Raw genomic sequence first — 385 nt, forward strand, 5'->3', positions numbered from 1 at the left:
ATGCTGGTGACGTTCGCCATCCGGTTCGACATGCCGAAGAAGGCCGAGATGGCGGCGATGTCCCAGACGTCCTCCTCTCGACCAGACGGCGCGCCAGCACGCGAATGCCTTCGGGGTCGAGGCCGGCACGAAGCGCTCGCTGCCGCGGCCGCGACGGTCGCTCTTCTCCCGCGCGCTCAGCCAGCCTTCCCGCACCAGAGGCTGCAGCACCCGCCCCTGCGGGCGCGCCCATTCCACGATCGAGGCGATGATCGGCGAGGGGGCCGGGTCATGCTCGAATGGCTCGACGCCCACAATGCGGCCGTCCCCCACGAGGATCGTGTAGGCCCCCCAGTGGCTGCAATGCGGAACGCGTTTGATCTTGCCCATCCTGGGCCCTTTCAGA

The 385-nt window shown here is 68.6% G+C and carries 1 pseudogene; it reads right to left on the minus strand.

Annotated elements, in window-relative coordinates:
- Positions 1-369, minus strand: a pseudogene (locus Q0938_RS19245) (hypothetical protein); the annotation flags it as partial.
- Between the last annotated feature and the right edge of the window lie 16 nt (positions 370-385).

The organism is uncultured Paracoccus sp. (assembly GCF_947496875.1).
Classification (GTDB): domain Bacteria; phylum Pseudomonadota; class Alphaproteobacteria; order Rhodobacterales; family Rhodobacteraceae; genus Paracoccus.